Annotated in this window: 17 protein-coding genes and 2 pseudogenes; 12 read left to right on the top strand and 7 right to left on the bottom strand. The window is 56.0% G+C overall.

Going from position 1 to position 19,128, the window contains the following annotated elements:
* Positions 1-17: 17 nt before the first annotated feature.
* On the bottom strand, positions 18-1,214 hold the full coding sequence (locus RBB80_RS04180; protein WP_433967049.1) for a phytoene desaturase family protein: 1,197 nt from the start codon (positions 1,212-1,214) through the stop codon (positions 18-20).
* A 160-nt stretch (positions 1,215-1,374) separates the two neighbouring features.
* Here RBB80_RS04180 and RBB80_RS04185 point away from each other — a divergent pair, with 160 nt between their 5' ends.
* A complete protein-coding gene (locus RBB80_RS04185; protein ID WP_433967050.1) occupies positions 1,375-3,006 on the top strand; it encodes a lipase maturation factor family protein in 1,632 nt (543 codons plus the stop codon).
* Between the two features lie 254 nt (positions 3,007-3,260).
* Positions 3,261-4,151: a hypothetical protein gene (locus tag RBB80_RS04190; protein ID WP_433967051.1), complete on the top strand. Its 891-nt coding sequence runs from the start codon at positions 3,261-3,263 to the stop codon at positions 4,149-4,151.
* 33 nt (positions 4,152-4,184) lie between these two features.
* On the opposite strand, the gene RBB80_RS04195 is transcribed toward RBB80_RS04190, so the two are convergent.
* On the bottom strand, positions 4,185-6,617 hold the full coding sequence (locus RBB80_RS04195; RefSeq protein WP_433967052.1) for an ABC transporter permease: 2,433 nt from the start codon (positions 6,615-6,617) through the stop codon (positions 4,185-4,187).
* Between the two features lie 562 nt (positions 6,618-7,179).
* Between RBB80_RS04195 and RBB80_RS04200 the strand changes: the two genes are divergently transcribed.
* From RBB80_RS04200 to RBB80_RS04215, 4 genes are all read left to right on the top strand, one after another.
* Entirely contained in the window at positions 7,180-7,413 is a 234-nt protein-coding gene (locus RBB80_RS04200; RefSeq protein ID WP_433967053.1) for a chemotaxis protein CheB, read from the top strand.
* A complete protein-coding gene (locus RBB80_RS04205; protein WP_433967054.1) occupies positions 7,356-8,480 on the top strand; it encodes a CheR family methyltransferase in 1,125 nt (374 codons plus the stop codon). The genes RBB80_RS04200 and RBB80_RS04205 overlap by 58 nt, the downstream gene beginning before the upstream one ends.
* Positions 8,428-8,769 carry a hypothetical protein gene (locus RBB80_RS04210; RefSeq protein WP_433967055.1) on the top strand — a complete coding sequence of 114 codons (342 nt, stop codon included), beginning with the start codon at positions 8,428-8,430 and terminating at the stop codon, positions 8,767-8,769. The genes RBB80_RS04205 and RBB80_RS04210 overlap by 53 nt, the downstream gene beginning before the upstream one ends.
* A 277-nt stretch (positions 8,770-9,046) precedes the next feature.
* Entirely contained in the window at positions 9,047-10,654 is a 1,608-nt protein-coding gene (locus tag RBB80_RS04215; RefSeq protein WP_433967056.1) for a PAS domain-containing protein, read from the top strand.
* A gap of 378 nt (positions 10,655-11,032) precedes the next feature.
* Here the strand turns inward: RBB80_RS04215 and RBB80_RS04220 are convergent, their stop codons facing one another.
* On the bottom strand, positions 11,033-11,275 hold the full coding sequence (locus RBB80_RS04220) for a diguanylate cyclase domain-containing protein (protein WP_433969480.1): 243 nt from the start codon (positions 11,273-11,275) through the stop codon (positions 11,033-11,035).
* 144 nt (positions 11,276-11,419) lie between these two features.
* Here RBB80_RS04220 and RBB80_RS04225 point away from each other — a divergent pair, with 144 nt between their 5' ends.
* On the top strand, positions 11,420-11,602 hold the full coding sequence (locus tag RBB80_RS04225) for a hypothetical protein (RefSeq protein ID WP_433967057.1): 183 nt from the start codon (positions 11,420-11,422) through the stop codon (positions 11,600-11,602).
* Positions 11,603-11,706: 104 nt separating this feature from the next.
* On the opposite strand, the gene RBB80_RS04230 is transcribed toward RBB80_RS04225, so the two are convergent.
* A complete protein-coding gene (locus RBB80_RS04230; RefSeq protein ID WP_433970130.1) occupies positions 11,707-12,072 on the bottom strand; it encodes a hypothetical protein in 366 nt (121 codons plus the stop codon).
* Here RBB80_RS04230 and RBB80_RS04235 point away from each other — a divergent pair.
* The 3 genes and pseudogenes from RBB80_RS04235 to RBB80_RS04245 form a co-directional block, all read left to right on the top strand.
* A pseudogene (locus RBB80_RS04235) lies at positions 12,020-12,292 on the top strand (transposase); the annotation flags it as partial. The gene RBB80_RS04230 and the pseudogene RBB80_RS04235 sit on opposite strands and share 53 nt — an antisense overlap.
* A gap of 26 nt (positions 12,293-12,318) precedes the next feature.
* Positions 12,319-12,561 (top strand): annotated as a pseudogene (locus RBB80_RS04240) (transposase); the annotation flags it as partial.
* 346 nt (positions 12,562-12,907) lie between these two features.
* Complete coding sequence (locus tag RBB80_RS04245; RefSeq protein WP_433967058.1) at positions 12,908-13,921, top strand: IS110 family transposase; 1,014 nt, start codon at positions 12,908-12,910, stop codon at positions 13,919-13,921.
* Between the two features lie 630 nt (positions 13,922-14,551).
* On the opposite strand, the gene RBB80_RS04250 is transcribed toward RBB80_RS04245, so the two are convergent.
* Positions 14,552-15,343 (bottom strand): hypothetical protein, encoded by a 792-nt coding sequence (locus RBB80_RS04250; protein ID WP_433967059.1) that lies wholly within the window; start codon positions 15,341-15,343, stop codon positions 14,552-14,554.
* Between the two features lie 125 nt (positions 15,344-15,468).
* Positions 15,469-15,948 carry a PqqD family protein gene (locus tag RBB80_RS04255; RefSeq protein WP_433967060.1) on the bottom strand — a complete coding sequence of 160 codons (480 nt, stop codon included), beginning with the start codon at positions 15,946-15,948 and terminating at the stop codon, positions 15,469-15,471.
* Positions 15,949-16,165: 217 nt separating this feature from the next.
* Here RBB80_RS04255 and RBB80_RS04260 point away from each other — a divergent pair, with 217 nt between their 5' ends.
* Positions 16,166-17,338, top strand: a complete 1,173-nt coding sequence (locus tag RBB80_RS04260) for a nucleotidyltransferase domain-containing protein (RefSeq protein ID WP_433967061.1) — start codon at positions 16,166-16,168, stop codon at positions 17,336-17,338.
* A 1,035-nt stretch (positions 17,339-18,373) separates the two neighbouring features.
* Positions 18,374-18,694, top strand: a complete 321-nt coding sequence (locus RBB80_RS04265) for a WG repeat-containing protein (protein WP_433967062.1) — start codon at positions 18,374-18,376, stop codon at positions 18,692-18,694.
* A 70-nt stretch (positions 18,695-18,764) separates the two neighbouring features.
* Here RBB80_RS04265 and RBB80_RS04270 read toward each other — a convergent pair whose 3' ends face one another.
* Positions 18,765-19,004 carry a DUF6429 family protein gene (locus RBB80_RS04270; RefSeq protein ID WP_433967063.1) on the bottom strand — a complete coding sequence of 80 codons (240 nt, stop codon included), beginning with the start codon at positions 19,002-19,004 and terminating at the stop codon, positions 18,765-18,767.
* Positions 19,005-19,128 lie beyond the last annotated feature (124 nt).

Here is a 19,128-nt window from a genome sequence, read left to right on the forward strand (position 1 = left end):
GGAGAGATCGCCCCCGATCAGATTCCGATTCCACCGCTCGAGTGCGGCCGGAGGGAGAGGGAACGCGTGACAATACAATCCCGGAAGCCGGGGGCGAAGCGTTCTATCTGCGCTTCGATCACAGCCTCACGATCTCGACCACTGCCGTTAGGGACGTGGCAATACGCCCATGCGGTATGGTGACCCGCCGGAGCACGGGATGAATCAAACAACGATGGCTGGACGAGCAGGATAAATGGAGCGTCGGAGGTGAACTGACGCTCGGAGGCGATGATCTCTTCCAACGTTCCTCCAAGGTGGACGGTGGCTGCACGCGAGCACTCCTTCGCCTTCCAGGGAATGGGAGAATTGAGAGCATAGTCGATCTTGAACGTGCCAGCTCCATATTGAAATCTCTCGAGCTGGCGACGGTATGTTGATGGTAGCGCGGAGCCGGCGATTCGGAGAAGCTGACGCGGAGTCACGTCTGCAAGGATAAGGTCCGTGTCAGGAAGCTGTGTCACCTCGCCGCTGGTCTCAATGCAGCCACCCAGCGACTCCAGGTGGCGAGCGAGAGCATCCGTCAGCGTCTGAGCGCCCGCCCGGATGATGGGCCAGCCGCTGAAGTGTCCCGCCGCCATAAGGACAAGGCCGGTTGCGGCGGAACCAGGAGACTCCAGCGACAGAACCGAATGGGCGGCCAGTCCTGCGAACAACGCGCGTGCTCGAACCCCGGAGAACCGCGAACGTGCCAGCGATGCTGCCGGCAATAATGCGGACAGGCCAAAGCGAGCGAGCAGAAGCGGATGCTGCGGAACGTGTTGAATTGGTCCAAGAAGTTCCGGCACAAGCTCGGGGAAACGGTCTACGAGCGGCTTGAGGAGCGAGCGATAGTTGCTGCGGTCGGAGGATTCGAGGTTCGCTACAGTGTCCTCGATCGAACGTTCGAGCAAGACAGCTGTACCATCATCGAGTGGATGAGCGCAGGGCGCGGACGGCTGGATCCAGGGTATATCGATGGGCAGCGACCGGAAGAAAGGGCTCGCGATACCTATCGGATAGACCGAGGAGCCAAGATCATGCCGATACCCCGGCAGCGTGATCTCCGCAGTCGAACATGCGCCACCAATCTGCGGGTTGCGTTCGATGACCGTGGTCGAAACCCCCGCAGAGGCGAGCACAATGGCCGCCGAAAGGCCATTGGGACCGGAGCCGATGATGGTAGCCGTTGTCATAGAACGCTAGAAAACAACAGTCAGATGCTTTGGGATTCGTGGATCACAGGCACTGACCTAATCAGATGCGGAAATGTCCATTCCGAACTGAAGCGTTGTTACATATGAGCCGGTACAACTGACATCGAAAGCACCCAAATGAACTGATGAAAGCTAGCCGATGAAGAGTCTCAAGACCACATTTCGTTATCTCTTTGAACCGGCATACGGTTCAACAAATCACTTCGTCGCGCGCTGGCTTTTCCTGCGTGGGCTCGGCCTGATTTACCTTTCGGCATTCTTCGCGCTTCTCTTTCAAGTTCGCGGCCTGATTGGATCGCAAGGCATTCTCCCGGCAGCGGAGTACCTGCAGACCGTGCGGCCTTTAGGCGTGCTGCGCTTCTGGTACGCCCCTACCCTGCTGTGGTTCTCCAGTAGCGACCGCCTGTTGATGGCACTGTGCTGGATCGGTCTTATCGCTTCTATTGTTCTTGTTGCGAATCTGTGGCCACGCACCATGCTGGTCGTCTGCTTCTTGTGCTTTCTCTCTTTTGTAAGTGCGGCGCAGGATTTCTCTGGGTACCAGTCGGACGGTATGTTGCTGGAGGCAGGTTTCCTCTCGCTGTTCCTTGCGCCATCAGGCCGCTATCCCGGCCTGGGAAAAGATCAGCCGCCTGTGCGAGCCGCCATGTTTCTGCTGCTCTGGGAGTGGTTCCGGATTTACTTCCAGTCAGGAGTAGTCAAACTGGAGAGCGGGGATCCGACATGGCGAAACCTGACAGCGTTGTACGAGTATTACCAGAATGGCCCACTGCCCACCTGGATCGGGTGGTACCTGCAGCATCTTCCGCACTGGTTTCATACTGCAACCGCCGCCGCGACGCTGGTGATGGAACTCATTCTGGTCTGGATGGCTTTTCTTCCGGGCCATTGGAAGACCGCGTGCTTCTTTATCGTCACGATGTGGCAAGTCGTCGTGATCGCCACCGCGAACTACGCTTTTCTCAACTATCTTGTCCTAATACTCGCAATCCTGTTACTCGATGATGCGTTTCTACGGCGCTTCATCCCGTTGCGCTGGAGAGACAGCCTGGATGTGGAGGCTCATCATACGGGCAATGCGAAACTCGATGAACCGCCTGGTCCAGATAGAAAAGCAAATTCATTGACACCAGTGACAGAAGTGGATTCGCTCACTGCCATTCGATCGGGTTTGCTCGCTGCTGTCTTCGCATGGATCTTTTACGCGACCGTCTTTCCCTTTGTACGGATGTTCCGGCTGGATGTTCCTTTTCCTGCAAAGCCTGTGGTGTGGCTCGAACCGTTTCGTATCGCAAATCAGTATGGCCTGTTTGCCGTCATGACGCCGCATCGTTATGAGATTGAGTTTCAAGGTTCCAACGACGGCCAGCATTGGGACGCATATCCCTTCCGCTATAAGCCGCAGGACGTAAGAGAACGCCCGCGCATCTACGCTCCCTATCAGCCACGCTTCGACTGGAACCTCTGGTTTGCCTCTCTCGGTTCCTGGCAGCAGAATGCGATCGTTCCGCAGACGGAAGAGTCTCTCCTCGTTAATGATCGCTCCGTGCTGGGGCTGTTCTCCGGGAATCCCTTCCCTGATGCTCCGCCACGTCTGGTTCGTGCTGTTCTCTGGCAGTACTGGTTCTCGAGTCTGGAAGAGAGACGTTCGCAGGGCGTGTGGTGGAGGCGCCAGCTCCTTGGTAGCTATGCCCCGACTCTCACCAGACTGCCCGATGGCCGCTTCGCAATCGTGGATGACGCAACCGTCAGCTCGCCATTCCAACCCTGAAGCTGCAGCTTATGTTCCTGCCGTAGCTTCACGTATAGAGAATTCCGCGCGTATGCAATCTCTACTGTCTGTGATTGAAGAGCTGATCAATTACCTGTAGCGAAGTACCGGCAGTCGCTAGGGATATTCATTCGAAAACGAGGTGTTAGTGGGGACTTGTTGCCACCGCAGTCGCCAGTCCCGCACTTGCCGGAAACCCGACGTTGCGGGAGCATTGCTTGTACTCCTCTAATTCCTTGTACTCAGGACTTCGAATGCTCCCAAGACTTCGCGCCCTCTTGTTTGCCACAACCCTCTGCTCCGCTCCCTTTGCCGCCTTGGCACAAACCACGGTCGTGGGGAACTGGCAGGGCTCGATGAAGGTGAACGGAAAAGACCTCCATCTGGTCTTCCACATCCACCAAGCTACAAACGGAAGGTACGACGCACTGCTTGACAGCCTCGATCAGGATGCTTCAGGCATTCCAGTGACAACCGCGAGCTTCACAGGGTCAACCCTTAGGTTAGAGATCTCTCAGGTCAGCGCAACCTACGTAGGCGACCTCAGCAAAGACGGAAAAGAACTCAAAGGCGTCTGGAGCGAAGGAAAGGACCACAACCTCACGCTAAAGCGACTCGCCGACTCCGCTGAACTCGAGCGCCCTGTTCCCATCGGAGGAGATTGGGTCGGATCAATCGACGAGGGTGGCAAACAGAAGGCTGTGTACCTCCACATCAACGCAACAAACTGCGACACTCTCAAAGCTACCCTGGATATCCCTGAGAGCAGCATCAACGCAGCCTTTCTTCCCAACGTGACTTTCCGCCACGGGACGCTCAACTTCTCTGTGGACTCCCTGCGGCTCAGTTATTCAGGCAAGCTGAACGATGAGGGATCCAAGTTCGAAGGAGTCTGGAAAGAGGGGCACTCAATACCCGTAACCTTCACCAGAGCCACCCATCCGTTCCGCACCTACCTGCGCCCCCAGGATGTATGGCTGATGGCTCGTGAATCATCTCGGTGGTCCGCAAAGAAGAAAGTTGCCGGAAACGAGTGCCGGGCATTGTCCGAGAAGCCGGGTTTGGCGTCCATTTGGGCTGGAGTTGTAAACACTGGCCGACTTCTGCGGACTCATCATGGTGTCGATGTGTGCATCGGCAAGTAATCACTTGTCGACTGTGAGTTGTTTTGCTCCAACTCATTCTTCGCGCAACAGGATCATCGGGTCGACAGCGAGCGCACGCCGGGCGGGAACCAAGGCGGCTACGAGACCGACGCAAAGCATGGTGAGAATGACGCCGCCGAGGATGACCGGGTCTTTTGGCGTGGCCTGATACACGATAGACGACAGGACACCGGTTGCCAGTACGCCGAGAATCAAGCCGGCTATCGATCCAATGGCGAGCAGCCGGAAAGTACGTCCGAGCGCTGCACCGAGTAGTTCGTGTTGACCAGCTCCGAGGGCTATGCGGATACCGAGTTCGCGAAGGCGTTTGCTGACGGTATAGGCAGCCATTCCGAAGATGCCGGTGATGGCAAGCATCGCACCCAGCAATCCAAGCACGCCGAGAGAAACGGTGGCGACGCGAGCGGCGAAGAGGGCGGAATCCAACTCGCTGTTCCAGGTTCTGATTTCGAGCGGCAGCGCTGGATCGAGGCTGCGCATCGAGCGTTGCAATGCTGCGGCGATCTCTTGCGGGTCGCGCTCCGAGCGAACCACGAGCCAGGTGTCGCTCGCAGAGTGCTGGAGGAAGGAAAAGAACATGGCCGGCTTGGGATCTTCGGTCAAGGTTTGATATTTGCCGTCTTCCACCACGCCTACCACTTCCGCTCGCTTGTCGCCCCAAAACTTGAAGTGGCCACCTACCGCCTTGTCCACGGAACCGAAGACCTTGCGGGCAAATTCGCGATTTACGACGGCCACAGTGGGAGCCTTGTCTTCGTCGTGCATGGTAAAGGCTCTCCCGACGAGGAGAGCTGTTCCGGCGGCCCGGAAATAGTCAGGCGAAACACTGAAGTTCTGGGCATCGGCTACAGCGTTTGTCGGGCGAAAATCGGTGGTGGTGTCGGCGTATACGTCGGAATCTCCTCCGCCAATGCTGAGTGGAAGGCGATCGGCATATCCCACGGCCGTGACGCCCGGGATTGCTGCGGCAGCATCGAGCATGCGCTTCTGCATCTGTACACGCTTGTCGGCATCATATCCAGCCATCTTCAGGTCGGTCTGTGCGAGCATCACGTTTTTAGGCTGAATACCGTAGTTGCTTTGCAGCGAACGAGCCAAGCCGCGCACGGCGACGAGCGAAGCGGTGACTAAGACCGCGCAAATGGCGATCTGCAAACCTAGCAGAACGTCGCGCAGTGTAAAGCGACGTGAGCCGCCAACACTTGTGGACCCCGTACGGATGATCTGCCAGGGATCGGAGCGGAGAATCTGGCGGACAGGGACCAAGCCAAAGAACAAGCCACTGAAGACAGCCAGCAGGAAGGCCAGAGCGTAGGTGTTCACGTCCGCATTGACTGGCACATTGATCGGAATATTCGGAATCGGTCGCCATGTGCTGAGGGCGCGCAGGATGACCGCGGCTCCCGCCATGCCACAAATACCCCCGGCCAGAGAGACCAAAACGCCTTCAGTGATGAGCTGGCGGAAGATGAGCTGGCGACGCGATCCCAGAGCCATGCGGACTGCGATTTCGCGTGAGCGATCCGCCGCCCGCGCGGCGAACAGGCTACCAAGATTGGCGCATGCGGCAAGCAGGATAAGACCTGCAAGGAGCATGAGCCCGAACATAAAAGCGCGCGTGGGTCGACCGAGGGTATTTCCGGCGAGTCCGGGGCGGGACAAGGAGAATTTCAGGCCATCATCGGATTTGGGATAAGTTTTCGCCAGCGAATTTGCAATGGTGTTCAAGTCCGAAGTAGCTGCCCCTGGTGTTACTCCAGGCTTGAGGTGTCCGATCGCCCAGGAGCTATGGTTGCCACGCTCCTCGAGCGAAAACCAATCAGTAATTTGCGGCGAATCGACAATGGGAGCCCAGAGATCGGGCGCGAAGAAGAGTTCGGTGCCGCGGAAGTCACGCGGAGCGACGCCGACGATGGTGAAGGGATGCTTGTTGATCTGCACAGTGCGGCCCACTGCGGCAGGATCCCCGTTAAAGCTGCTGTGCCAGAGCGCATAGCTCAGAACAATCTCGGGCACGCTGTTCGGCCCATGTTCTTCGGAAGCATGGATAAATCGGCCAAGATAGGGCTGAATGCCCAGGGCATCGAAGTAATTTCCGCTTACGGTATAAGGCCAGACTACGGAGGGATTTCCGTTGCCGGTATCGAGCCCCACGCCGCCCATGATGTTGTATAGCACCAGCGAGTCGAAGCTGCGGTTCCTGTCACGCAGGTCGCGGTAATCCGGATACGACTCCGATGGAGTTGTGTCTGACCCGTAAGCGCGTTCCAGCATAAACAGCGTCTCAGGGTGAGGCACGTTGAGCGGTCGCAGGATCAACGCATCGAGTACGCTGAACACGATAGCATTGGCGCCAATGGCAAGTGCCAGTGTGAGCACGGCGGTCAGGGCGAATCCAGGCGCTTTTCTCAACTGTCGTAAAGCGAGTCGTATTTCGGCGTTCATGCTCCCCCTCCTTACGCATCGTCGTGTATTTCCCTGGGATTCCCGGGGCTGCATCGGTGTACGCACGTGCTGGGACGGCGGTTCCATTGATGTTGCCAATTCCTGGCCATGGATAATTGGGCAGTGGGCTTTTTGAGCTCTGATGGACTTGCTCCGAGGATGACTATCGAATCCACCCGACTTTGCAGGAACTACGGGATTATTCCGGATAGCCTCTAATCCGCCCAGAACCCAGAGAATCTGGAAAGTCTTGTGTCCGCACTGTTCGGTGAGTGAGTTGGCGATTTACCGTAATTCGACGGTCCGGACCCTGTTTGGAGCAGATGGTAGTGATGCCCCAAGGCTAAGAGATTCGTTCGAGCTGGCAGAGGAGCCCCGTGATTTGCTGTTTTTAGCCGCTCTGTACGATGCTCTGGGTGCCACCGATTTCTCCCGGCGTTGGGATTCACAACTTCGCGTGCTGCAAGTCGCATCGAACGAAGCAGGAGCAAGCGAAGATGAAGTCCGGCCCTTCTAAATCCGCATCCTCTTTAAAAAAACATCCCAAGCGAAAGATGCCGCAGTGGGGAAAGGTTCTTTTCCCATAGTCGCCATTGGAGCGTCCGCTGGCGGCCTTGAAGCTTATAAAGAATTCTTCCATGCTCTGCCGTCCGATACGGGGATGCCGTTCGTGCTGATCCAGCATCTGGACCCGAGCCACGAAAGCATGTTGACGGAGATTATCGCCAAAGCAACAAGATGCCCGTCGAAGAGGTTAGGTCCGGCGTCACCATCCAGCCCAACCGTGTCTACGTGATTCCTCCCAACACACTGATGGCCTTAGCCGGCGGCGTTTTTCAATTGTCACCCCGCCACCTGGAAAAACCACAGGAAGAGGATTCGAGCGCGGAGAAGCCGGGTGCCGAGTCCGGTGCGGAGCGACAAGACCTAGGACTGGCCAGCCCCGATTCTCCCTCCTCCCATGCAAGAGATTTCAGTGCCGTCCTTGCTCAACTTCGCAGGTCCAGCGGCGTCGATTTCAGCCAATACAAACCGAACACGATTCACCGCCGGGCATTGCGCCGTATGCTGCTCCTCAAAGTAGATTCGTTGCGTGAATATGCGAGTCACTTGAAGGAGCATCCCGACGAAGGAGAGAAATTATTTGACGATGTTCTGATTCCTGTGACCAGCTTCTTCCGCGACTTCGAGGCTTTCGAGACCCTGAAGACGCAGGTCTATCCTGCCATCGTGAAGGATAAGGGCAACAAAGGCACCATCAGAATGTGGGCGCCGGGCTGCTCGACGGGCGAGGAGACCTACTCGCTGGCCATGACCCTGTTGGAGTTCCTGGGCGACCGAGCCTCCAGTTTTAAGGTGCAGATCTTCGGAACCGACCTGAACGAGAAGGGAATTCAAAAGGCGCGTGCCGGGATATACCGGGAAAGCATCGTGGAAGAAATCTCGCCGGAGCACATGGCGCGCTTCTTCATCAAGGTGGAAGAGGGATACCGCGTCAACAAGGCGGTACGAGATATGTGCGTCTTTGCCCGGCAGAATCTGGCGAACGATCCGCCTTTTTCGCAGATGAATGTCGTCGCCTGCCGCAACCTGCTCATCTACATTCAGCCCGTGCTGCAAAAGAAGATTATTCCCATTCTGCACTATGCCTTGAAGTCCTCCGGGTTTCTGGTTCTGGGCAGTTCAGAAAGCGTCTCCGCTTTTCTGAACTGTTCTCAACGGTGGACAAGAAGCACAAGATTTACGCCAAGAAAGCCATCACATCGCGCCTACACTACGACTTTGCTCAGAGCTATTACCCCCGCAGAGCATGCTCAAGGTCTCCGGCAACGCGCTGAAATCCCACTCCGCGGACAAGGATGAACTGGATGTGCAGGCCGAGGCAGACCGTGTGGTGCTGACGGAACACGCTCCGGTCGGAGTAGTGATCAACCGCGAGATGGAAGTGGTCCAGTTCCGGGGGCGGACGACGCCATATCTGGCGCCTCCGCCGGGCACACCCAGCCTGAATGTGTTGAAACTGGCGCGAAACGGCCTGGCTATCGAGCTGCGGGCGTTGATTACCGCCGCGACAAAAAGGGCGTCGCTGCCAGGAAAGAGGATATCCCGTTCGCCGAGAACGGGTACAAGCGGATGCTCAACCTGTCAGTGACGCCGCTGGGAAACAAGCGGTCTACAGAGAACGGAGCACGGGATAGACATTTTTCCTGATCCTGTTCGATGATGTCACGCGGCCGCTTGCCCCTGCAGTTGAAGCTGCTTCGGAACCCAAATTCAAAGGTCGCAATCCAAGCGATCAGGAAATCAGACTGCTGAAGCAGGAACTTGCCAGTACGCGCGACGCCCTGCGTTCCGCTATCGAATCGGAAAACTCGCTCAAAGAAGAATTTCAGTCGGCCAACGAGGAGATACTTTCCGCGAATGAGGAGTTGCAGAGCACGAACGAAGAACTGGAAACCTCAAAGGAAGAGCTGCAATCGGCCAACGAGGAACTGGGGACGCTGAATGCGGAGTTGCGCAACAAGAACAGCGAACTTCATGACCTGAGCAACGATATTCTCAATTTGCTGAACAGTACGCGAATTCCCGTCGTCATGCTGGACCGCCGGCTTTACATACGACGTATCACGCCGGCGGCAACCAAACTGTTCAAGGTGCTCGCCGCCGACATTGGGCGGCCATTTGCCGATATCAAGCTCAATATCGAAGAGTCAGACATAACATCTCACGACCTCGAATTGCAGATCACAAAGGTCCTGGACAGCCTGCAGCCGGTCGAGCGCGAGGTGCGGGACCTGGAAGGCTGTTGGCACGGATTGAGTATCCTGCCCTACCGGACGCAGGACAACAAGATCGATGGCGTAGTGCTGGCGTTGCAGGACATCCATGCTGTCAAATCCGCAAACGAAGAGTTAGAGAAATCGTCTGACTTCTTGCGCGCAAGTGAGGAGCGCTTTCGAACTCTCTTCAACCTGGGCCCTGTGGCCGTTTATTACTGTGACATCTCCGGCACGATTCAGAATTTCAACCGCCGCGCGGTGGAGTTGTGGGGTCGTACGCCTGCGGTGGGAGACACCGACGAGCAATTTTGCGGATCGTACAAATTATTCCGCCCGGACGGCAGTTTTATGCCCCACGAGCAGTGCCCCATGGCCGAGGTACTGGAGGGCAAGATACAGGAGGCGCGTAACCAGGAAGTGCTCATCGAGCGGCCTGACGGCTCTCGGGTCGTCGTCGTCGTAAATATTCGCCGCCTTGAAAACAGCTATGGAGAAATCACAGGGGCCATCAATTGCTTTTACGACATCAGCGATCGCAAGCTTACGGAAGCAGCGTTGATCAAATCGGAAAAGCTGGCAGCCGCAGGACGTCTGGCGGCCACGCTGGCTCATGAAATGAACAATCCTTTGCAGGCTGTAGCGAACCTGGTAAGCATATGGGCACAGTCTCCCGGATTGGATGCACATGGTCAGGAATGTGCGGCGATGGCGGAGAGCGAGTTGCGTCGTGTGACGCATCTCACCCAACAGTCTCTAAGCTTTTACAGAGAATCAGCTTTCCCTACACCTGTGAACGTTGAACAGTTGATCGACAGCGTCTTGAGCATCTATGACAAGCGCATCGAAGCTAAGGGGATTCATGTAACGAGACGGTATCGATTAGACGGTACGACGATCAGAACCTATCCCGGCGAGACTCGCCAGATTTTCTCGACTCTGCTTCTTAATGCGATGGAGGCCGTCGATCCAGGCGGCACCATTGATGTCCGCGCTCGCAAAGCGTCTCACTGGCAGAATTCGGCGATCCCGGGCGTGCGGGTCACCATCTCCGACAACGGAATTGGCATCTCTGCAACCAACGTTCGTCGCATCTTTGAGCCATTTTTTACTACCAAGGGAGAGAATGGGACTGGGCTAGGTCTCTGGGTGGCGAGCGGGATTGTGGATCGTTTTGGCGGCTCGATTCTGACACGAAGCAGCGTGCATCCAGGCACGCACGGAACTTGCTTTTCGATCTTTCTACCCGCCAAACCTTAAACGAGATGTTGGTCGCTTGTTACGGACAGCGACGACCACCGCGTCCGGCTATGAGCGAGATGGTACTCAAAATTGGAGATATAGGCATTGCTTCGGTTTGCTTATGCAAGCGTTGACGATCAGGCGTTTGTTGTTCGGGTGATGCGGGATTTCTTGCTATGCAAAGTGGGGCCTTGACAGTGATCCGGACTGAGATTGTTCCGTGCTCCCCCTGTCGTGCAGGAACCACCCCGAGAGTGGTGCCGAATTGTCAGTTGGCGAGAACAGGGTCTGTCACCCAGCGAACTCGCATGTCAGAGCATTCCTCAGAGTTCCAGGTGGTCGGCAATCCGGAAGTTGCCGTTACATTTATCTGGGGGACGACAAATCGCCAATTCGCTAATCTAACTGGCGAAAACGCACCGACTCTAGCGGTTTAAAGTGGCGTGTTCGCATGGTAGAGAGGCGTCTCCACACTCCGACGCGGTTGCGCCCATCGGATTTGGCAGAATAGAGGGCCTGATCTGCCTGCTCCAGTAGTTCTGGAGAATCAGCAGGATCTTCGGGCATATATACCGTGAGTCCTACGCTGAGGGTTACCCGCATCCCTTGTTGCCCAAGGTCATGCGGACCACTTTCTATTCAGTTCGAATGAGGGGATGTGCTGCGGGATATGGGTACGTTTGTCGCCGTCGGCCGCAAGTTGGCAGTACTGCTTCATCGCATCTGGGTCACGCAAGAGCCGTACATCCCGTTCTATGCAGTAGCTGCCTGAGGATCCAAATCATGCTCACCGTTGCTCAACCCCGCGTCCCGATGACTGCGTGTCGCGTTGGGCTTCACAAGGCCGTCCGAAAACTGGCAGCATCGACTTCTCCTTCTTACACCAACCCGACACAGAGCCACGAACGGCTCACTCAAAGTGCGAATGAAAACACGGTGGAGAACAACAACGCGGAACAACCATAACCAACAACAGCAAAGACCAATGACGCTATGAAGGAAAAACAAAAACCACTTGACGCCAGTGACCTGCTCATAGAAACGCGACTTTGCAGGAGGGACCGACGGCTTCAGTCGACGCCAAGGTCTTCGACGATGCGGGCGCTGTAGAGAATCTCTTCTCGTTTCAAACCTTGTTGATCGACAAAAACGGCGACCAGAGCGTCCCACACACCTTGTGATGACCAAGGGAGAACTTCCGGCGGGGCTGGCAGCGGCGTGTGCGTGGAAAGAAACAAAAACTTCTTTTCCTTGTGCGTAATTGTGGGAAGCTTTGCGGAGGTGACGGGGGATTGAAGCGGGGTCACATTCAACTTCCGACAGATCAGGTTGTAGAAGTCCTCCACAGTACCGACAGCGGTAGCTTCGTCGTCTTCGATGGTTATGACGAACAGTTCTTCAGTGCGCTTGACAATCTCTACGGCGTCGAGTCCCATCGGTAGATGGTTAGCCCGGTTGGGAGTACATAACAACTTCCCCGAAAACGTGTGGTTATCGATACGGCTCGAAGAAGCTGACGCGCTGGTTCAGAAGACTGCGCAAGAGAGCGAAGTCTGTCGATGCCTGGATGCGATTCCTGGTATCGGACCGCTTACCGCGACGGCGCTCGTCGCAGCCATCGGGAACGGAGCGGCCTTTCGCAAGGGCCGGGAGTTCGCAGCCTGGGTTGAGTTCCGCGCGAGCACTCAACCGGAGGCAAGCAAAAACTGCTCGGAATTAGCAAGCGCAGGAACTCCTACTTACGACGGCTGTTCGTGCAGGGCGCACGCGCCGTCCTGCAGTTTAGAGAGAAACAGTCTTCCGGCCTGAGCGCATGGTTGGCACAGCTTACCGCACGGACTCACTACAACATCGTGGGCGTGGCGCTGGCGAACAAGCTGGCGCGGATGGCCCTGGGCCGTGCTCACCACAGGCCAAGCCTATAGCCACCTGTCCTGGCCTGCAGATGACGCCGGGCTGAAGCCAGGCTTGGAAATCGCATCCGCGATTCCCACAACTACAGCCCAGCTGCTACTGAATTCTATGTTTTCCTGCCAGGTCTGCTGGCAAACAATGAGATGGCACAACGGTCGAACCCGGCGCTCTCAAAACCCGTAACCGGAAGAAGCCCTTCAAGGCTGCATTACAAATGGGGAAAAGAGCGCAGCGCATTCCATCCTGGCCAGGAGCTACTGCTCCAACGAAGGCTGATTAGATAAGGGCGAAGGCTCAAGTGAAGCCCGTAGACTATGTCTGGTTTAGAGACCAGGGTCAGCGGGAGGAGGAGGTCCGATGATCATAGTAGGTTGTGATTTTCATCCTAGCTTTCAACAAATCGCCATGCTCGATACCGAGACTGGAGCAACCGAAGAACACAAGCTGATGCACACGAGCGGAGAAGCCGAAGGCTTCTATCGGAAGCTGGCTTGGCCCGCGATTGTGGGCATTGAAACCGTAGGAAATGATCAGTGGTTCGTGCAGCTGTTGCAGAAGTTGGGTCACGAGGTCTGTGTCGGAGACGCGGCGCAAATTCGTGCCAGCTACGTGCGGAAGCAGAAAACGGATCGTCGAGATGCAAAACACATACTGCAGCTGCTGGTGGAAGGAAGGTTTCCACGGATCTGGATACCAGACGCCGAGATGCGGGATCATCGCCAATTGTTGATACACCGTCACAAACTGGTGCAGATACGTACTCGGGTCAAGAACGAATTGCAGCACCTCATGCTGAATCAGGGAATGCAGAAAAAGCAGAAGCTGTGGAGCACGGAGGGCCGAGCGGCGCTCGCGTGCCTACCGCTGGAGCCATGGACAGATCGACGCAGGAAGGACTTACTGAACTTACTGGCGATGTTGGATGCTCAACTCGAGAGCCTCAACGAGGCAGTGACGCGAGTGGCCAAAGGCTATCCAGGTGTGCCTCTCCTGATGAGTCAGCCAGGAGTAGGTGCAGTAACAGCACTTGCCTTTGTGCTGACCCTGGGAGATGTCCCTCGCTTTCCACGTGGCAAGCAGGTCGCCAGCTACCTGGGATTGGCCCCTCGAGAGCATTCATCCGGAGCAAAGCAGCGGATGGGTGGGATCAGCAAACAAGGCAACCGGCTCTTGCGATTTCTTCTGGTGGAAGCGGCCAACATCGCGGTACGGTTTGATCCTGAATTGCGAAAAGAATATCTGCACCGTTGCCATCAGAAGCACTTCACCGTCGCCAAGGTGGCGACGGCTCGTAAGCTTGCGATACGGATGTATTGGATGCTTCGTACACAGACACCGTATCCACAGATTCTTTCATCGAGGGTAGCCTGAAATGTATTCTGGTCAGCGCAAGCAAGACCGACAGGCTGAGTAGGCGCCCTCGCACCCAATAAAGATTGGGTGTCCGAATAAGCAATCATGGTCGCAGTTGTGACCGAATTGATGGTTGGTGGAGAACGCTCCACCCAAGATGATTCGACAAAGGGATCCGCTCGGGCTCTGGTCTCTAAGCTTCGACTCCGAGCGTTGCTCCAGGCAACGGGAAGGATATCTTTGCCCTTGACAACATCTTCGCCCTTATTGACGAATACATTTGCGCAGACCAACCCGTCACTCTCACTTTTCGCTTGCGACAACGCGGCGAACCATACATTCCGGATGGCCGACAATACGGGAGCCGTCGCTGGTTCGGATTGAAATAGTGAACTGGGCCGCTGATTTGTTCTCATCGCTTGAGTCCGGCTTCAGGTCATGAAGCACGCTGGAAGAATCGTGTGTTCAGCAGAGACGAGGCGTTCTCTGGCATCCACTTGCTGGACCGGGCGAGGGCCCGAAAACTCGTAGGACATGGGGCACCCGATCTCAGATGTGGGCCGCCCGTCGGTCCGCAAATATCTTGGTAGCCGCCGCTGTGCTCATACCGACGACTGTGCCGAGTCGAGGCTTGGCTGAGGTCTTGGATTACACAGGGCCGCTAACCAAGCGCAGAATCTGATCGACGGCATGTGTGGCTTCGGATCGGCGCCCGGCGTAACAGGTGGCTCCCGCAACCACACGTTGGAATACCTCCACGAGATCCGGCGATTCCGCCAAAGCATGTGGCGTGTTCTGCAACAGGATTAGCAGCGCTTCGCTTTGCGAGACCGGGGAGACACTCCAGGCGAGGGAGGGCCGGTACTCAAGGGACAGAATCCAGTCAACCGGCACCGGTGTCTCTCCTATCGGAGCGTTCCACTCACACGGAAGCACCGGGATTTGCTCAGGGCAGCTATTCCGGAGGAGCAGGGGACGTGGATACGGGTGCACACACCCCTCTGAATCGATCAGCGCATACTCATCGGAGAAGTAAGTGGCGCCTCGTTGCAGGAATTCGGCCACGAGCGACGATTTTCCGGAGTGCGTGGCGCCGGGCAGCAGCAATGCCCGTCCCTCCCATAAGACGGCGCCCGCATGTATGGCCCGCAGCGTCGTCAGCCGTTGGATCACGGCCTCGTCCAATACTCTTATGAGGTCTGGCACCAAGCTGGCCGCCGTGTGAGCCGATCCCACCACTGCAGCGTCTACCAACAACTGAAATTGATCCGCAACTTGAATCAGGCGAATGAAGAGATCAGGCCGGTCGCTGGTTCTAACTGCTCTTGGCAGTGAAGGGAAGACGTAGCGTTCCAGGACGGCGTACGCTTCAAGACAAGCCGCTTCCACTTGAATGTCACAGCCGAAAGCGCGAACTTCGAAACCATCCTGCGTCGCCATCGTAAGCCCTGATAAGAGAGCACTGGTTCCGAGCGCTGGGCATTCGATATGCCATTTTCGAGGACCGGAGGAGGATGGACTTCCAGTTATCTGATCGTGGCGCTTCTGAGAACGCCGAGGAGGTCTCAGTTCCCGGAAACCGTCTTCGGCATAGATCGCGCAAAGCACACTTCAAAGCCGCAAACGCTAATGATCTTTTTTAGGGTGCTTATGCTTAGGCCGTGAGGACCCTGCATCGTCGGCGTACGCCCGCTGCTCAGCGACCGATAAAGAGACGACGAGGGAACAGCGATGGCGCCCAACGTTGCGATGAACTGGCGGCGGGTGCCTTGCGAGGATGATCCTGACGTCTGAACGAGCTTCTGCTTCCGAAGCTGCAGAATCGCCTCCTCCGCAAGTTCTTCGGTTATCGCTGGGTCGAACGAGCGCCGCATGTTTTCCGCCACACTGGACAACGTTGCCGGAGTGATGCACGCATCCCAAGCTGCGCCAGCCGTTGTGTTCAAGGCAAAAACACGTTGGTTCTCGGAGTCCACGATGACTTTTGAACCGTCGGGAAGAGGATTGACTGCTAAGGCATTTGAATTCGTACGCTCTACCAGCATGGAGGACCTCTTTCTCTCAACTTTTCTCTCAACCTGAAAAGCGGAGGCCGTTTGCGTAACACTCTGTGCTGCAGACTTTACGCGCGCTCGAACCTTTTGTCACTCTTCCTTTGGTAACTTAGAACGTCCCCTTGGTAATCAATCCTCTCTGTACCTATCCTTCTTTACGTGTCAGGGGTTCCTGCGGCTATATACTGGCCGGAATCTGGGGAGCCGCATGGGGATTTCCACACCATTGCAGGTGTCGGCGGATCACGCTTCGTGCGAACTGTTGCGCGCTATTGCCCGCCTGCCTGCGGGTGGTGCCGCTGATCGGATTGATTGGCTCGCGGAGAGAGTCCGGGATTGGGATGGGCTCTTTCGTATGGCGGAGGAGCATCGAATGTTGCCGATGCTGGCCTCGCAACTCGGGGAGATGGGTCCAGCTGTTCCGCCAGTTATGCAGGAACGCCTGCGAGCCGCGTACGATCGCAATGCGTTCCACAGCCTGGCGAACGCAGCGGAGTTGATCAGCCTTCTTAGGGCGTTCGATCAGGCTAAGATTGCCGCCATGCCCTTTAAGGGAGTCGTGTTGGGGGCGTCCGTCTACCACGACCTCACGACTCGTCCTGCCGGCGACCTGGATGTTCTTATCCGCTACACGGACGTCCTGCCAGCAGCGGCCATTCTTCTGAAGCGGGGGTACGAGCTGAAAACTCCCGTGCGGGCCAATGGTATGCCGGTTCCGTCGTACTGTTACGAATACCATTTCGAGCGGCAAACGGACGGAATGGTGATGGAGCTTCGCTGGAGACTGGAGCTTTCTTCACGACACTTCAAACGCGATCTTGGTATGGATTGGGTATGGCCTCGGCGGCGAACCGCGATGTTGGCGGGCGCAGAAGTTCCGGTTATGAGCCCCGAGATTACCTTGTTGGTTCTTTGCATGCATGGGAGCAAGCATGTGTGGTCACGGCTTATCTGGATCCGCGATGTCGCCCAACTTCTGGATTCGGTACCTGGTCTTGATTGGCAGGAGGTTTTGCACGAAGGCAAACGGTTAGGGTTGCGACGAACGCTCACCCTCGGCGTGCTTCTTGCTCATCGAGTCGCGGGTGCCGCAGTTCCTCCGGCTGTTCTGCGGCGCTATGAGTCCGACACTACCGCACGCAAGCTGGCGCAATATATCGAGGAGAGTTTGTTTAACGCACCGGGCAACAGACCGGCGGCACGCCTACCTTACGGCATCCAATTGCTCGGATTCCGAGATCGCATCAATTTTCTTCTGTCGCTTGATTTCGTGCGGCCGAATGAGAGAGATCAAGCGGCCCTCGCTCTCCCCAAGTTGCTCTATCCTCTCTACTATCTGATACGACTCTTTCGCATACTTTGGGATCATTCGCCTAGGTGATGGCCACAGGTCACTTTTCTTGTTCGGCGAGTCTCAGATTTGTCGGCGCCCTTGCGCGAATGCCCAGCTTAGGAGAAAAACGTGCCGAAGAAGGGGCACCCAGGGATTCAGCCGTTTTAGACCCCGGGCCACCCGCCCGATCAATTTTGGGGAGCCGAATTATGCTTTTGGAACTAATTGGGCAATACCGGTTACCCATATTACTGTGGAACGTACTTTGCCATAGTCCCCGAGCCACCAGCAAAGTCTTCTGACGGACACGTCATTTCCGGCCGCAATCCTGAGCATCCAGGAAGACAAAATCTCGTCATTAAGACGGCACGGGTGCCATGGTAAGAGATTTGACACGTTCGTCACCCCTTATCTGGCTGGCCGCGCACGACGCTATTTCGTACTGGTACGAATTAGCGTTGTTCAGTACGAATTAGCGTTGTAGTTGACAGCCACCAGCTGTCAGATTTATCGCTATTTTGTACTGGAGAGCCGATTTTGAGCTGAATCTTCAGCGATATTCTGTACTGGCGTCAGAGCTATTGGATACCAGCTTGCATTCTTCGGCGATACGGGATACTGGTTTCTCGGAAGAAATTTAGCAACTGTACGAGATGTCCGTTATACGGACATTTGCCAAAAAGCTGCATTGACCCGATACCTCGATGAGTGCATTGCCCTGTTGGCAGCGGTTGAGCCAAGGGTCACTTGTCCGGAAAGCCGACTTTATGGACAAGCGATAGTGAGAGTCTGATCGATCGTACAAGTCTTGATTCCTGTCTTACCTATATCAGTCGGGGTGGACTGTGCCTTGAAGGCTGTACGTGATGAAGAAAGGATCGAGAAATTGTGCCCGTCCGCCTGACCGCTTGCGATACTTGCAGGTAAGTCTTGAAGAGCATTTAAAGAATCGATGTATGTGCCACTCGTAGCGTGATACGCATTTTCCGCTTTGCCGATTAGAGTGAGGTCGGCTGCCGCAGCAGCATCTCGCGCCGCCTCCCGCCTACCGGGCCCTAGCGGTCAGCAGGACTGCTCTTCTGTATGGGGGAATTCAATGATGGTCTGGCCCGAAACCTTTTTGATACGAAATATGGATTCATCGATCAGTCGGGTAAACAGGCCATCCCGCCAAAATTCGATCTTACCCATGGATTCTCGGAGGGCTTGGCGGCGGTACGAATCGGCAAAGAATGGGGATACATCGATACAACAGGCAAATTGGTAATTCAACTAAGAGACATTTCCCAGGCTCATCCCTTTCACAATGGTCTGGCCGAAGTTGTAACGCGGGACGGAAGATGGGGTTATATCGACAAAACGGGAAAGCAGGTATGGAAGCCAACGCTCCAACGCCTTCAGTAGCTGCGCACTGACGGTATCCCGTCTCAACTTCCCGCAAACGGGGTTTGCGGCAACTTTGGGGAGACGAAGGCTAAAGCTCCCGTAGGAAGTTCTTCTCGAAAAGCTCTCTTGCTCGTTTTGCCCCCATATCGGTCATGCCTACCGAATGTGCCTTGTTCCGAGGGTCCGAGATGTAGCCGTTCTTGTAAAGCCGACCCATCGCGCTCCAGTCGTGCCCCTTCCAGGATCGTATTTCAACGCCATCGTTGAACATCGTCAGATACAGGAGTGCGAGAACCATCTCGTCTATCTTGGCTTCATCATGCTCCATTTTGACCTCCCGCAGCTTGCAGCATCGTGAGCTACATTATGCCAGCGGAGCAGGGCGCCAAGTTGCCGCAAACCGGACTTTGCAGGCGGTTGGGTTCACCGTTACCAATGGCGCGTTTTGGCTC

The sequence above is a fragment of the Tunturiibacter gelidiferens genome (assembly GCF_051013345.1).
Taxonomy (GTDB): domain Bacteria; phylum Acidobacteriota; class Terriglobia; order Terriglobales; family Acidobacteriaceae; genus Edaphobacter; species Edaphobacter gelidiferens_A.

Coding starts and splice junctions, on each gene's coding strand:
- RBB80_RS04185 (WP_433967050.1), top strand. CDS start 1,375: ATGAAGAGTCTCAAGACCACATTTCGTTATCTCTTTGAACCGGCATAC.
- RBB80_RS04245 (WP_433967058.1), top strand. CDS start 12,908: ATGATCATAGTAGGTTGTGATTTTCATCCTAGCTTTCAACAAATCGCC.
- RBB80_RS04225 (WP_433967057.1), top strand. CDS start 11,420: ATGCTCACCGTTGCTCAACCCCGCGTCCCGATGACTGCGTGTCGCGTT.
- RBB80_RS04270 (WP_433967063.1), bottom strand. CDS start 19,004: ATGGAGCATGATGAAGCCAAGATAGACGAGATGGTTCTCGCACTCCTG.
- RBB80_RS04255 (WP_433967060.1), bottom strand. CDS start 15,948: ATGCTGGTAGAGCGTACGAATTCAAATGCCTTAGCAGTCAATCCTCTT.
- RBB80_RS04190 (WP_433967051.1), top strand. CDS start 3,261: ATGCTCCCAAGACTTCGCGCCCTCTTGTTTGCCACAACCCTCTGCTCC.
- RBB80_RS04230 (WP_433970130.1), bottom strand. CDS start 12,072: ATGGGACTCGACGCCGTAGAGATTGTCAAGCGCACTGAAGAACTGTTC.
- RBB80_RS04260 (WP_433967061.1), top strand. CDS start 16,166: ATGGGGATTTCCACACCATTGCAGGTGTCGGCGGATCACGCTTCGTGC.
- RBB80_RS04210 (WP_433967055.1), top strand. CDS start 8,428: ATGCTCAAGGTCTCCGGCAACGCGCTGAAATCCCACTCCGCGGACAAG.
- RBB80_RS04265 (WP_433967062.1), top strand. CDS start 18,374: ATGGGGGAATTCAATGATGGTCTGGCCCGAAACCTTTTTGATACGAAA.
- RBB80_RS04180 (WP_433967049.1), bottom strand. CDS start 1,214: ATGACAACGGCTACCATCATCGGCTCCGGTCCCAATGGCCTTTCGGCG.
- RBB80_RS04205 (WP_433967054.1), top strand. CDS start 7,356: ATGCCCGTCGAAGAGGTTAGGTCCGGCGTCACCATCCAGCCCAACCGT.
- RBB80_RS04195 (WP_433967052.1), bottom strand. CDS start 6,617: ATGAACGCCGAAATACGACTCGCTTTACGACAGTTGAGAAAAGCGCCT.
- RBB80_RS04250 (WP_433967059.1), bottom strand. CDS start 15,343: ATGGCGACGCAGGATGGTTTCGAAGTTCGCGCTTTCGGCTGTGACATT.